The organism is Mesorhizobium sp. M2E.F.Ca.ET.209.01.1.1 (assembly GCF_004010375.2).
Lineage (GTDB): Bacteria > Pseudomonadota > Alphaproteobacteria > Rhizobiales > Rhizobiaceae > Mesorhizobium.
The window spans coordinates 1-313 of sequence record NZ_SADP02000876.1 but is presented as its reverse complement, the minus strand read 5'-3'; the positions used below and the strand labels follow the sequence as shown (position 1 = coordinate 313).

General features: G+C 67.1%; 1 pseudogene. It reads left to right on the top strand.

The annotated features are described in order from the left end of the window. Positions 1-310: pseudogene (locus tag EN852_RS38300) on the top strand (cobaltochelatase subunit CobT); the annotation flags it as partial. Positions 311-313: the final 3 nt, after the last annotated feature.

Here is a 313-nt window from a genome sequence, read left to right as displayed (position 1 = left end):
GCCGGAGCAGCGCAAGATCCTGATGATGATTTCGGACGGCGCGCCGGTCGACGACTCCACACTCTCGGTCAATCCGGGCAATTATCTGGAACGCCATCTGCGCGCGGTCATCGAGCTGATCGAGACGCGCTCGCCGGTCGAGCTGCTCGCCATCGGCATCGGCCACGACGTCACGCGCTATTATCGCCGCGCCGTCACCATCGTCGATGCCGAGGAACTGGCCGGCGCCATGACCGAGCAGCTCGCCTCGCTGTTCGCCGAGGAAAGCGCGCGCGACACGCGACGCGGCGGGTTGCGGCGCGCCGGATGATCT